The organism is Leptospira andrefontaineae (genome assembly GCF_004770105.1).
Taxonomy (GTDB): Bacteria; Spirochaetota; Leptospiria; order Leptospirales; family Leptospiraceae; genus Leptospira_B; species Leptospira_B andrefontaineae.
Genome location: NZ_RQEY01000015.1, coordinates 186,259 through 199,314, shown reverse-complemented (window position 1 = coordinate 199,314; position 13,056 = coordinate 186,259). Strand labels below are relative to the sequence as shown.

General features: G+C 39.5%; 15 protein-coding genes. 4 read left to right on the top strand and 11 right to left on the bottom strand.

Going from position 1 to position 13,056, the window contains the following annotated elements; translation table 11 throughout:
• Together EHO65_RS09960 and EHO65_RS09955 are read right to left on the bottom strand one after the other, a co-directional pair.
• On the bottom strand, window positions 1–997 hold a 997-nt coding region (locus tag EHO65_RS09960; RefSeq protein ID WP_135773943.1), incomplete at its 3' end, for a hypothetical protein.
• Window positions 998–1,104: 107 nt separating this feature from the next.
• Window positions 1,105–1,401 (bottom strand): helix-turn-helix domain-containing protein, encoded by a 297-nt coding sequence (locus EHO65_RS09955; RefSeq protein WP_135773942.1) that lies wholly within the window; start codon window positions 1,399–1,401, stop codon window positions 1,105–1,107.
• 199 nt (window positions 1,402–1,600) lie between these two features.
• On the opposite strand from EHO65_RS09955, the gene EHO65_RS09950 reads away from it, so the two are divergent.
• Window positions 1,601–2,296 carry a DJ-1/PfpI family protein gene (locus tag EHO65_RS09950; protein ID WP_135773941.1) on the top strand — a complete coding sequence of 232 codons (696 nt, stop codon included), beginning with the start codon at window positions 1,601–1,603 and terminating at the stop codon, window positions 2,294–2,296.
• 12 nt (window positions 2,297–2,308) lie between these two features.
• On the opposite strand, the gene EHO65_RS09945 is transcribed toward EHO65_RS09950, so the two are convergent.
• The 3 genes from EHO65_RS09945 to EHO65_RS09935 form a co-directional block, all read right to left on the bottom strand.
• Entirely contained in the window at window positions 2,309–2,737 is a 429-nt protein-coding gene (locus EHO65_RS09945; protein ID WP_208744043.1) for an LA_3696 family protein, read from the bottom strand.
• A gap of 280 nt (window positions 2,738–3,017) precedes the next feature.
• Window positions 3,018–3,653 carry a peroxiredoxin gene (locus EHO65_RS09940; RefSeq protein ID WP_100709186.1) on the bottom strand — a complete coding sequence of 212 codons (636 nt, stop codon included), beginning with the start codon at window positions 3,651–3,653 and terminating at the stop codon, window positions 3,018–3,020.
• A gap of 190 nt (window positions 3,654–3,843) precedes the next feature.
• Window positions 3,844–4,389, bottom strand: a complete 546-nt coding sequence (locus tag EHO65_RS09935; protein WP_135773939.1) for an NADPH-dependent FMN reductase — start codon at window positions 4,387–4,389, stop codon at window positions 3,844–3,846.
• A 219-nt stretch (window positions 4,390–4,608) separates the two neighbouring features.
• Between EHO65_RS09935 and EHO65_RS09930 the strand changes: the two genes are divergently transcribed.
• A complete protein-coding gene (locus EHO65_RS09930; protein ID WP_135773938.1) occupies window positions 4,609–5,721 on the top strand; it encodes a hypothetical protein in 1,113 nt (370 codons plus the stop codon).
• Between the two features lie 75 nt (window positions 5,722–5,796).
• Here the strand turns inward: EHO65_RS09930 and EHO65_RS09925 are convergent, their stop codons facing one another.
• From EHO65_RS09925 to EHO65_RS09915, 3 genes are all read right to left on the bottom strand, one after another.
• The gene (locus EHO65_RS09925) at window positions 5,797–6,498 is read right to left on the bottom strand and encodes an HAD-IA family hydrolase (RefSeq protein WP_135773937.1); all 702 of its coding nucleotides are present in this window, start codon (window positions 6,496–6,498) and stop codon (window positions 5,797–5,799) included.
• Window positions 6,499–6,582: 84 nt separating this feature from the next.
• Window positions 6,583–7,332, bottom strand: coding sequence for a type 1 glutamine amidotransferase domain-containing protein (locus tag EHO65_RS09920; RefSeq protein WP_135773936.1), 750 nt, complete (start codon window positions 7,330–7,332; stop codon window positions 6,583–6,585).
• Window positions 7,333–8,607: a serine hydrolase domain-containing protein gene (locus EHO65_RS09915; RefSeq protein WP_135773935.1), complete on the bottom strand. Its 1,275-nt coding sequence runs from the start codon at window positions 8,605–8,607 to the stop codon at window positions 7,333–7,335. It lies immediately after the preceding gene.
• A gap of 199 nt (window positions 8,608–8,806) precedes the next feature.
• Here EHO65_RS09915 and EHO65_RS09910 point away from each other — a divergent pair, with 199 nt between their 5' ends.
• Window positions 8,807–9,283: an LIC_10730 family protein gene (locus tag EHO65_RS09910; RefSeq protein WP_135773934.1), complete on the top strand. Its 477-nt coding sequence runs from the start codon at window positions 8,807–8,809 to the stop codon at window positions 9,281–9,283.
• Window positions 9,284–9,353: 70 nt separating this feature from the next.
• Window positions 9,354–9,686, top strand: coding sequence for a divalent-cation tolerance protein CutA (cutA, locus tag EHO65_RS09905; RefSeq protein ID WP_008593982.1), 333 nt, complete (start codon window positions 9,354–9,356; stop codon window positions 9,684–9,686).
• Between the two features lie 23 nt (window positions 9,687–9,709).
• Here cutA and EHO65_RS09900 read toward each other — a convergent pair whose 3' ends face one another.
• Genes EHO65_RS09900 through EHO65_RS09890 form a run of 3 tightly spaced genes read right to left on the bottom strand, consistent with a single transcriptional unit; the run spans window position 9,710 to window position 13,035 of the window.
• Entirely contained in the window at window positions 9,710–10,318 is a 609-nt protein-coding gene (locus tag EHO65_RS09900; protein WP_135773933.1) for a rhomboid family intramembrane serine protease, read from the bottom strand.
• Complete coding sequence (gene uvrB / locus EHO65_RS09895; protein WP_135773932.1) at window positions 10,315–12,312, bottom strand: excinuclease ABC subunit UvrB; 1,998 nt, start codon at window positions 12,310–12,312, stop codon at window positions 10,315–10,317. Before uvrB ends, EHO65_RS09900 begins: the two co-directional genes overlap by 4 nt.
• 57 nt (window positions 12,313–12,369) lie before the next feature.
• Window positions 12,370–13,035: an ATP-binding protein gene (locus EHO65_RS09890; RefSeq protein ID WP_135773931.1), complete on the bottom strand. Its 666-nt coding sequence runs from the start codon at window positions 13,033–13,035 to the stop codon at window positions 12,370–12,372.
• Between the last annotated feature and the right edge of the window lie 21 nt (window positions 13,036–13,056).

The following is a 13,056-nucleotide window of genomic DNA, read 5'->3' as shown; positions in this document are numbered from 1 at the left end:
GAGGAGGAGAATCAGGCATGAAGATAAGGATACGTCCGTCTTCCTCCATCTTTACATTGGAGAGAGACAAAGCTTTTTTATATTCTGAAAAGCAGAACTCGAACAGAGAAGATTCTTCTCTGTCTTGGAGTAAGACCCTTCCCTGGTGAACTTGAATCCCTCCGAAGAGTAATTTTCCACCAGTAACATAAATATAATTTTTGGAATTTGTTTTAGGAGAGGGAACCTCCTGTTCTGCAAGGAACTCAATGTCCAATGAATTCTCATCTAATTTGAGATCTTTGATCTTACCTTCTACTTCTGGATCGGGAAAAACGGAAAACGGTTCGAAAAACACCTTGTTTCCCAAAAAGACCAAACCTTTCCCCTTAGGAAAACGGACCAGGTCCTCAATGGATACACCTACAGTATTTAAAAGTTCTTTTGTATAAGGATTTAATAATGCTCGAACGGTTTCATTTTCAACCAAGATCCTGCCGGATTCCGGATCGATCTTAACGGTTGCGATACCTTCGAAGGAGACCCAAACTACAAATTTGACCTCTCCTGAAATCTTAAGTTTCCATGCACCGTTATGAAAAATAGGACGAAGTTTAATTTTACGAAGAGTGGATTCCGGAAAAGAGAATAGTCTCCCATTCAACAGTTTTTCCAAACTCTCGAAAGAGATCCGAATATTACCGTTTAAGATCTTAAGAGTAAAAAGTTCCGGCCGATCAAATGGGAGAATTTCCCCATTTTTAGGAATGGTTTCCAAAGAAAGACGATTCGCTTCCACGAAAATATCCTTCTGCCAATAAAACCGAACGTTTTTGAGAATTAGCCGAGGCCTTGCAAAATGATGAGAATCAACTACACTTTCCGTTTCGGATCCAATATCCGAAAAAGGTATCTCCATATCCCCTAAGCCAAGCCTTCCAACCCAAAAGGAAAGAAAGGAGATGAAGATCAGAACAACCCAGTAAGCCCAGGGATTTAGAATTCGATTCGGTTTCATTTAGCTTTTGCCTAAAGGCACGGTATTTTTTAGAAGGACCGTTCTTCTTGGCTATTCTTTTCTAAGAAAGATAGATGGTTGGAAGTCCAACGGATAGAAGATATACGTTATTTGGATTTTCTTTTAGTAGAACTTGCGGCTTTTAAGGATTTCTTCTTAGATTTAGGCTCCGCTTTATCATCAAACTTGAAGAAGAAATCGACCGGTTTTTTATATAGTTTTGCCAGGTTCCAGAACTCGATAACATCTATCCTTCTGTCTCCCGCCTCGACTTTTGAAATGAAAGATTGGGGTGCTTTAAGCGCCTCGGCAACATCCACTTGTGTAAGGCCCGCTTCTTCCCGAGCTTTTTTAAGCAATTTTTGGAAAATCTTATATTCTTCAGTGTAGATTGTTTTAGCCAAGCAAGACTAATTCTACTTCCCAATTCAGAATATGCCAAATTGGGATATAGGGTGAAGATCTGTCTAACTGATTTTTATCAATATCTGAACTTCTCTCTCCCCTATTTGAATTTCCAAAAATAGACTCATCACAATTCTTCCAAAATTTTTCCTTTAAATTCGACTTGAAGACTTTTCTGGGCCACATCCCATATAATCTATGCAAGACCAGTTCAATATCGGATTACTCATCTTTCCGGATCTGACACCATTGGATTTTGTAGGTCCTTACGAAGTATTTTCCAGAATGAAAAATTCGAAAGTTCATGTTATTGCAGAAACCAAGGATCCAATTCCCTCCGAAAGAGGACTTTCCATTCTTCCCGACAGAACTTTGGATGAAAATTTAGATTTGGAATTGGTCTTAGTTCCAGGTGGGCTCGGAGTCAATCGACTTATGGAGAACGAAAAGATTCTAAATTGGCTGAGAGAAAAATCGAAAACCTCTAGATACATTAGTTCCGTATGCACCGGCTCTTTGGTTTTAGCAGCAGCCGGTCTATTGAATGGATACAAGGCAACCACACATTGGCTTTCTTTGGATGTCTTAAAACTTTTTCCAGAAATCGATGTAAAAGAAGACAGAGTAGTGATCGATCGAGATCGAATTACTGGAGGAGGAGTTACTGCAGGGATCGATTTTGCATTGCAGGTTGTGGCCGAGATCCAAGGACAAAAAGCAGCAGAAGAAATCCAACTTATGATCGAATACAATCCAGAACCTCCTTTTTTGAGCGGGCATCCTAAAACAGCAAATCCAGATCTGGTTTCAGAAACTAGAAATTCTCGTAGGAAAGCTCAAGAAATAAGAAAGGAAATCGCGAAGGAGGCTATTCAGAAATTAATAAAAAGTTAAATTCTAATAAGCTCATAACTTTACAATAATCGAAAAAATCCCTGTCAATGCAACTACCGCACCAAACACCCATTTTGTTTGAGAAGAAATAAGTTTGTAGACCTCCGCAAATTTTTCATTCATCTCACTTCTTAAGTCAGAAATTTCTTGCTTGAGTTCCATCTTAAAATCCGCCCTAAGCTCAGCTATTTCACTCTTAAATTCAGACCGGAGTTCTGAGAGGTCCGATTTAAATTCCGCTCTTAAATCAGCAATCTCCGTTTTAATATCGGAGCGAAACGCGTGAATTTCCTCCGACAAACGTCGTTCAAATCTTTCAGAAACAATTTCCACTATATTCTCCTTATTGGCAGCAAAGGCAGTATTCATAAAACCCACAAACTCATCTACACCTTGACTTCCAATCACCTCTTCAAATTTGCGAGGCATTCTATGAAACATCGGCATTGTCATACATTTTACTCCATTTCAGGAAATTTTCAATTTCCTTTTCTACATAATCCAATACAGGTCCGGAAAGTTGATTCCTGATCATAGATTTTTGCGGAATATGCATTCTGAATAAATATTCCAAAATCCCCTTTGACCCTAAGTATTCCAAAATAGAATATTCTATTTTGGAATACAATGAACCTGACAAGATCTCGGAGCACGGAGAATTTCCTTTAAAATAAAAAAGGAGCCCGAAGACTCCTTTCTAAAATAGGCATTTATTTGTTTCTTATTTATTCGGCTGAGGAGTGTATCTCAAATAAGGTTTTATTTTCTTAAAACCTTTCGGGAATTTTTTCTCAGCATCCTCATCGGAAACAGAAGGAACTATGATCACATCCTCTCCATGTTTCCAGTTCGCAGGAGTTGCAACACTGTAATTCGCAGTCAACTGAAGAGAATCAATCACTCTCAAAAGTTCATCAAAGTTCCTTCCAGTAGATGCAGGGTAAGTCAAAGTCAGTTTCACTTTTTTATCCGGACCAATCACAAAGACGGAGCGAACCGTTGTAGTCTCGCTCGCGTTAGGATGGATCATATCATAAAGACCTGAAACTTTTTTATCTGCATCAGCAATGATTGGATAATTTACAGTAGTGTTTTGGGTTTCGTTAATATCTCCGATCCAACCCTTATGAGAGTCTACTGGATCCACTGATAATGCGAGAACCTTAACATTTCTCTTTTCAAACTCAGGCTTAATTTTCGCAACGTAACCAAGTTCTGTAGTGCAAACAGGAGTATAATCTTTTGGATGTGAGAATAAGATCCCCCAACCTTCTCCTAAATATTTATGAAATTCTATCGGCCCGTCGGAAGTTTCTGCCTGGAAGTCCGGGGCCACATCACCTAATCTAAGTGCCATAATCGATGCTCCTGCTTCCAATTATGATCAATATCTCAGAATATTGCAAGAATTTTATTCGCTATAACAGATTATTTATTTAAAATAAAAGATTTATAACAATAAAACAGAGTTTTATGGACTTTTCTCCCCTTTTCTAATGATTTTACATCCTTTTAGGGATATTTATACAACGCGAATCCATAATAATTCAGGAGAGTTTAGAATCTTGGATCAAACGTTCCAAACTTTCTAAGCAGCTTTTGAGTTCCTTCTCCGTTTGTTCATCCATGATATTACCTTCCGGATCCACTTTTTTATTAACAGATGGAATACTTAAGACACAGCCATCATTTATCTTAACTGTGAGTACATTCAATAAATGTAAAAAAGCCTCCTGTGCCTTGGAAGCTCCACCGTAACCTGGAGATGCATTGATCAGTCCGACAGGCTTTCCATAAAGTTCTGCACTGGATACGATCCAATCGAGTGCATTCTTCAAAACACCTGGGATTGCAAATGCATATTCGGGACTAGAAAAAAGGATGGCGTCTGCTTCTTTCAATTCCCTTCTCCATGTAGTAACTTCTTTAGGAGGAGAATCCGTATCTAGGTCCGGATTAAAGTGAGGGATCCTATCTAATGGATCGGCGAGTGTAATTTGCAAAGAATCTTTTGCGATCCTTTTTGCTGCGAGTAATAAGGCTGTATTGGAAGAACCTTTTCTTAAACTTCCGGAGACTGCGAGGACTTTCATTTTTGTATTACGTTAGACTTGTTTATATTCCTAAAGGGAGGGATTTATTCTTAACAAAGGCTCCTAACGTAAAGTGAATCAAAATTCCACCGCAATTACTAGAGAAATACTTGTCTTTATTGTCCGTATTTCCAAATTTACGAATAATTATAAAAATATAAGGCAAATTTGAGGATATTTCGTCCAAGATATTCCGAATTTTACTGCCGCAGGAAATAAATGGTAAAAAAAATTTTAGGGATTCTATTGATTGTCCTTTCTTATTCGGAGATTTTCGCACAGACGGAAACTCCCGCCCCGCTAGACCAAAATCCATCCGCAACAGAGAAACGACGTTCCACTTATTTTAAAGTGACAGCAGATTCAATAACTTCTGCTACCACAAGAAACGCATTAGTAATGGAAAACGCATTACAATTAAACCGAATTAATGGTCAAGGGAAAGACACTCATTATAATCCCACCGCGAATCCCACTTATCGAGGAGTTGGTTTCGAATGGGGAATGGGAATCCGTCACGGAGCAGGCTTTTTTAAAAGTAATATTCTTGTCTCTGCTGCTGTGTTGGGAGCAGGAGAAGCTCAGAATGATTTAAATAAAAGCGGAGGAGCGAGCTTTTTAGCAGAAAATTCCATAACTAATTTCTATTACTCTGATAATAAACTCACCACAGCTAGGATTGGATATTACGGAGATATATTACCTTTTCATAATTCCTCGAATTCCTTTCTGGAAAAAATTGGAATAAGGCTCGGGCTGGAGGCATATGGCAATCAATCGGAATTAACGTCCGATCTTAACAACAAATCCGGTCTCGTTCCATTCGGTTCTTTACCTGGACTCGACTTTTTAGCCAAACGAAAACTCACTTACACTGAACAAACAGTAAATGGGGTTATCGGTTTAAATTATGAATTAGTATTTGCTCAAAAGCACAAGTTAAGCCTAGGAGTAGAGCACTTCCAAAGTGTGTATGGTGGTGGAAATTACGAAAATAAATTGACTGGCCTATCCTCCGGTCCTTTTATAATGCCAACTAACAGTAAAGTCCATGGTGAGGTCACAAACAAAATTAACGGAAATCGTTTTTCATTTGGATATGCTTTCAGCTTCACAGAATCTTTTGCAATTAAGCTTTCGTTTGGAATTTCCAAAGCAATCCATGAGGTGATCAGTTCCGATGTGAAAGATCCGCCAAATCCTCTATCATTGCTAATGGGGGGCGGCGACTCAAGTTCATTACTCTATTCCTTGGCATCTCCAATGAGTGCAAATCCGAGAAGTGTAGATTCTAGGAATCAATTCGGATTGGCTTTCGAATTCAAATTCTAAATTCTATCTGTTACAGTATGCCTTCCTTGATGGCTAAAGCCCGAAGAAGGAATACTGTAATGAAAGAAACTAAAACTACCCTTTTTTTAGTATAGCGGTCAACTCTCCCAGATCGCGAATATCTCCTTCTGAGTGCTTGTGAAATGCAGTCCATCCCCTGGATCTTGTAGGCACAATATCCAACTCCACCTTATCTCCACAATAAACCAATTTATCAGGAGAAAGTCCCACAAGCTTCTCAGCTTCTTGAAAGATCAAAGGAGAAGGTTTTTCGTATCCGAATTCTGCAGAAACTATTACTGGATAAAAATAATCCAGAACACCTACACTTGCTAGCAACTGTTTGAGTCTATGATCCCAATTAGAAATGATCCCTAGACCGGAACCTCTTTGTTTTGCAAAGTCGACTAGATCATAAAAGCCCGGATCTATTTCCCAGACAGAAGGTTCATCAAAACGTTTGAATATGGATTGGAATATAGGATCTGGTTCCAGCTCTGATCCTATTTCTTTTAAGAAGAAGCCGAGTAATTCTCTCCACCAGCCTTCGCTTCCATCTTCATGTGCATGGAACTTATCTCTGAAGTCCGGAAGCGGATGACGCGTCATGTGAGCATACGCTTTACGAAAGGCTCTTTCCATATAGCCGTTCGGGTGTTTAGAGCCATCTAAACCGAATTCTTTTAGAACTTCGAAATACACTTCCCCCGCGGGCTTTTTCATTGTTAGGAGAGTATCCCCCACATCCAAAAAAATGTAATGTTCTTTGGAACTCATTTCGTTCTTAGTAGAGAGTCTATGATCCAAACCCTCTATAGTCAATATGCATAGACTATGTTAAAGGAAAATCAAAAACCGGAACTATCCGAAGAATTCAGGAAGTTCACGAGCAAACTTATGCGCGTCTCCTGGCCATCTTGCGGAAAGGTAGGACTTATCTAGAACACTGAACCCCGGTTTAATATTAGAGAAACTATCTCTTCCAATAGGCATTGGCCCTTCTTGGAAATCCGTGCTGGATTCCAGAAAAGAAATTACTTCATCCTGCAATGGTGTGGGATAAGTTCTGTAATAATCTCCAAGCCAAGCCCGAGTTAAATTCCAGGCAAGAAGTTCCTGGGACTTCAATAGTCCTGTTGTTTTCAACCCATATAGGCTGGATTTCTTTGTTTTTGGATTTTTGGATCTTGCGGCAAGAAGGACTCCATGACAAATTGCGGCGACAGGTTTTCCTTCGGCAAATGTATTCCCTACCAATTTCTGCAAAGAATCCGATTCCAAATAGGTTCTCATTCCTTTGGCGTGTCCTCCAGGAAGAAGTAACGTATCAAAAGAATCTAATTTGACAGACTCATACTTTTTAGGATTTAAAAACTCATTCGATTTTTCTAATTCTCTATAAAGAAGAACATCGTCATTCTTCGCTCTTAAAACTGGAGAAAGAATTCCCAAACCTTTTCCAGTTACCATTCTGAAATCAGCTTCCCCAGAGGTACCACTTGGAGTTGCGAATATGATCTTGTATCCGTTTTCTTTTAGAACCTTCCAAGGAACGGATACTTCTGTAGGATCGAAATCTATTTGAGGGATGGGGATTAAGACAGTCTTCATTTAAGGATGATTTTGTTTCATCCCTGGTTCTGCTGCAATCCTTGTTTCATCTGCCCCTTCTTTAAGCTTAGGGTCTAGAGAAGTTCTGGCAGATATTTTTAACTCTCTTAGGAGCGCTTCTTCCCTATCTGGAGAAGGGATTTTATCCGTAGATACCAAAGATGCTTTGATTGCATCCAAAGCGGAAGTTAAGACTAGATCAGGTGCCTTATCCCAAATGGCGCTGGTCATCACTAAAACGATCTTACGATGAGGGATCACATAGATGAACTGACCACCCTTTCCATTTGCCATGAAGCTCGGTTTTCCTTCGAATTCATGGATCCAGAATTGGAGTCCGTATCTTTTTTCAACACCTGGTTCTAAGGTCATAGCGATCCACTCAGGTTTTAATACCTGACGGCCTTGCCATTTTCCTCCGTCTAGATAAAGCTGGCCTAGTTTTGCCATATCGATTGGTCTTAGGCGAAGTCCGAAACCGGCGGTCTGTCTTCCGGATTTGGATGTATTCCATTCTTCTCCCTTAAAACCTAACCAGGAAAATGCTGTGTTCTTCGAATATTCGTATAATGTCTTCCCCGTCTTGGCTTCCAGATAACCTGCAACCAATTGAGTATCTCCATTAGAATATTCGAATTTAGTTCCAGGTGCGGAAGTTACTATTGGGATCCAAGCAATCGCAAGAGGGTCCGCGTCAGTTCTGATATCTTCTTTTTTAGGAAACGAATCCCAACCCATTCCTGAACTCATACGTAATGCGTCCTTGAGTCGGATAGATTCTTTTCCTTTCAATTCGGAAGGAAGAAGGCCAGGCAAACTGGACTCTGCGCTGGAAAGACTATCTTCTAAGTCTACTCCACAATCATTTGTATAACAAATCCCTAATAACATAGAGACCACAGACTTAGTCACTGAATACATATTATGATTATGATTTCTGGAAATACCTCCGGCATATCTTTCGAATACCAGGTTTCCTTCTTTCAAGATAAGAAGAGAGCGGACCTCTGTTTTTTCTTTTCTGAGTTTTTTGGAAAGTTCGACCAAGGGTCTGGAATCCAGCCCCAATTCTTCCGGAAATTCTACCCGAAAGCCTTCTACAGGATTTCTATCTAAGGTTTCGTTTTGGTCGTCCCAGGCAAGTCCTGAAGGGAGTTTAACCCAGCCCCAATCCAGGGCGCTACAGTTGGAAATAAAAAGGAAAACTAAGGAGAGAAGAAAGAAACGTTTTACTGATCTACTTGTAAAAAAACTACTCACTAAAAGACCCCCCATTTAATTTCTTAGGTCTTAAGTACTGCTTAGACAGACTCTATTGTAGGTTATCCTACATTCAATACTATTGAGACCTTGGTTGGAAATTTTTTTCCAGCCGATTTCTACGTAAAAGAGTGCAAAATTTATGTATTTATTTGTTAAACGACGAAAATATTTACAAAATCCTAATCCCAAAGGTTTAGTTTTTAGAAACCTGATGAAAATTAAATTCGGAATATTACTATTCTTCTTTATTCTAAACTGCTTCTTCGCTGTAGATTGGAGTTCCGACGAGTCCGGCAAAATTAGGGGAAAAGGTTCAGTGGAGGATTTTCCGGAGGCAGAAAATGCCAATCTGAGCAAACAGGAACTTTCCAAAAGAGGTAAAAAGGGGCAATTTAAGACCAGAGAAGAGCAGGAACTTTTCGATATGATGATCTCCGCAGGTTCCGATCAAAACACCGCTCGGAATTGTGCTGCCAAATATGGAAACTGTAAGAGCCAATGTTGGACCCAATATCCTATTCCTAAAGTAGAGACTGTTTTTACAGCAGTCACCGTGGATCGTAAAAGAGAAGATTGTATAGCAAGATGCGGTAATCTTTGCGATGACTATATTCCTTCTAGCTCCAGAGGTTCCATGCCGAATTCAGGCAAAGGAAATTATTCGGATCCAAACGCGCCCCGATACTGATCCGATCTTTCCAAAGAAAGGACTGGACAAAGAATGAATACTTCTTATCCTCCTTTTTCTCGGAGGAACCATGTCTTCATCTCAAGAAATTTTAGTCTTCACTACTCTGGCCGATCGTGACTTAGCGGAAGAATATATCGCAGAAATGCTTCAGCTTGGAATCATCGTGAGCGGAACCATTTTCCCTGAAGTGGCTCTTTTATACCAATGGGAAGGGAAGCTCACAATCGATTCTGAAAACAAAATTCTTCTAAAAGCAAAAGCGGATAAGTATGCTGCGATCGAGGAATATATTATGAAAAAACATCCTTATCTCGCCCCAGAGATCATCAAAATGGATGTTAGTTTCGGTTCCGATAAGTTTAAGGCTTTTATAAAAGACAAAATCGCGAAAGGAGGCTAATCCTTTCGCATTTTAGGAAATTTTCATATAAACGCACCCAGCACGTACTGGATGAACGCAATCAAAGAAAGCGGCTGCACTAAGATTGCAACCGCAAGTCCAGTGAGCGCTCCATAAAAGTGAGCATCGTGATTGATCCCGTCTTGTCTATTCTTAGAAGCATAATAAGAATACGCCAAATACAAGATCGCGTATAAAGGTCCGGGTATCGGGATCGGTATAAAGAAAAAGAAAATTTTAGAATAAGGATAGAATAAGATAGAAGCAAATACGATCCCCGAAGTACCACCTGAAGCACCTAGGCTTGCATAATTCTCATCCGTTTTATTTTTCTGAAAAGATACCAAATTTGCGATCAGGATACTCGCTAAGTATAATCCCATAAATCCCAAAGGCCCCAGCACCATATCCACATGCCTTCCGAAAAAATACAAGGTCAGCATGTTAAAGAGTAAATGAGTAAAATCCGCGTGAACAAATCCGCTTGTGGCTAATGTATAATAGTTTCCTTCTTTAGAGTCCCTGAAAGGTCTTAAGATCAACCTATCCAAAAGATTTTGATCCACATACAATGTATAAAGGCTTATCGCCCCAGTGATTATTATAGTGATAAGCGTGATATCTAATCTCATTTTTCCTCTGTAGGAGTCACTTTGATGGAAAGCATTTTATCTCTGAGAAGCGCTGCTCTTTCGAAATCAAGTTCCTTGGCCGCTTTTAACATTTCTTCTCTGATCTTCTCTTTCATTTCTTCTTTAGAGGAGAAGTTTTTCTCTCGGAACTTCTTGTTGATCTCTTCCGCCGCATATTCTTCAGGAGCCAGTTCTTTTTCTGTCCTTTCGATCATATCGGCAATTTCCTTTTTGATCGTCTGAGGAGAGATCCTGTATTTCTGGTTATGTTCCTCTTGGATAGTTCGTCTTCTTTTGGTTTCTTCTATGGCTTTAGTCATAGAATCAGTCATTTTATCCGCGTACAGTATCGCAGTTCCGTTGATATTTCTTGCAGCCCTACCGATTGTCTGTATTAAAGATTTATAATTTCTTAAAAAACCCTCTTTATCTGCGTCCAAAATGGCAACAAGAGAAACCTCGGGAATATCCAAACCTTCTCTCAATAGATTGATCCCTATTAGAACATCATAAATGCCCTTTCTCAAATCCCGAATAATCTCTATCCTTTCTAAGGTTTCTACTTCTGAATGCAGATAAGATACTTTGAGTCCTAACTCTTTATAATAATCGGAAAGGTCTTCCGACATTTTTTTGGTCAATGTAGTGACGAGTACCCTTTCTCCTAGATCTATCCTTTTTCGGATCTCAACTAAAAGATCTTCTACCTGATTTTTGGTAGGTCGGACTTCTACATTCGGATCTAAAAGTCCTGTAGGACGAATGATCTGTTCTACTCTAGTTTTACTCTTCTCCAATTCATAATCAGCCGGCGTTGCAGATACATAAAGAGTTTTAGGAGTTAAGGATTCAAATTCCGTAAAGTTCAAAGGTCTATTGTCCAAGGCAGAAGGTAATCTAAAACCAAAATCCACCAAAGTTTGTTTACGTGCTTTATCTCCTGCGAACATTCCCCCGACCTGCGGAATTGTTACGTGAGACTCGTCCACTATAAGTAAAAAATCTCCACGGAAATAATCGATAAGACAAGCAGGTCTTTCTCCCTCTTTTCTTCCTGTAAGATGACGGGAATAATTTTCGATCCCGTTACAATATCCCATCTCTTGGAGCATTTCCATATCGTAGTTTGTCCTGGACACGATACGTTGTGCTTCTAAAAATTTATTCTCTTTGGTGAACTTGATCTCTTGTTCAGCCATCTCATCTTTAATTCTTTTAACAGCGTCCTTTATCATAGGGGCAGCCATGATGAAGTGTTTTGCAGGATAGATAAAACATTTCTCTTGTTTCGCAATTACCTGAGCAGTAACTGGATGAATTCTTGAAATTGAATCCACTTCATCTCCGAAAAATTCGATCCTGAATGCATCTGTATGATATGCAGGATAAACTTCGATAGAGTCTCCCCTAACTCTGAAATTCCCACGAGAGAAGTCGGTATCATTACGATTATATTGTATATGAAGAAGTTTGCGAATAACCTGATCTCTATCTATAATATCCCCTTTTTGCAATGCGACCACAGAGTTCACATATTCTTCCGGAGATCCTAAACCGTAAATACAAGAGACAGAACTAACAATCACCACATCGTCTCTTTCCAACAAAGAAGAAGTTGCTCGAAGCCTGAGCTTATCAATCTCCTCGTTCATTGACATATCTTTTTCTATAAAAGTATCCGAAGAAGGTACATATGCCTCTGGTTGGTAATAATCGTAATAAGAAACGAAGTATTCTACGGCATTCTCCGGGAAAAACTCCTTAAACTCTCGGAATAACTGAGCCGCCAAAGTTTTGTTATGCGACAGGACCAAGGTAGGAAGTCCCATATTTGCAATCACCTGTGCCATGGTGAATGTTTTACCGGAGCCGGTCACACCCACTAAGGTGACCTTATCTTCTCCTTTTTTGAATGCTTGGCCTATTTTTTCTATGGCTTGGACTTGGTCCCCGGCCGCTTTATAGTTGGAATGGATTTTAAATATAGAAGACATACTCTTAGAAAGAAAGACCCGAAAATCAAAAAAGTGTAAAACTTAAAACTGCGGAATTTACTTCGGAAGGATTTTTTCGGCCATAAATAAGGCCTGTCTTTTATCCTCTAAGATTTCCAGATCCATTTTATCGAATAATTTTTGCATAACCATCATACCCCTCATTAGAGTGGCTGTGGAAGAAAATTTTCCTCTTTCTATATCTTCTTCGATATTCAATTCTCTTAGGTTGTTCACCAGTCGGATCTTAAAAATTCCACTTTTTTCGATTGTATATGCGACTTCTACATTACCGCCGTCACCATATTTGACAGCATTTTCGACTGCTTCAATGGAACCGATAGTCAGGTCCACGATCATGTCCTCATCTATTCCATTGGCTCTTAGGAAAGATTCCATTCTACTTCTTACATATTGCATTGGTTGGAATTCGGTGCGGCCAAGAAGAAGATATTCTTCGTTTTTGGAAGTTTTTTTGCGTAGAGTTGATTCTGCAGAGAGAGTATATTCTCTCGGATCTAATTTACTTTTTGCTGCTTCTCCGGATGTAACAAGCTCATCTAGAACTTTGGGAACCCAATCAGGCGAGAAGGAAGGTTCTTCCCTGAATTTTCGGAGAGTGTCCATACGGATCCACGCATGGAAATCCTGGGAATTACCTGTTAAACCGTTTGCTAGGAGTTCCCTAATGCGGGCTTCTATCTCTCCTAGGGAAAAGGACATTCCCATATTTTTCCATAGGAC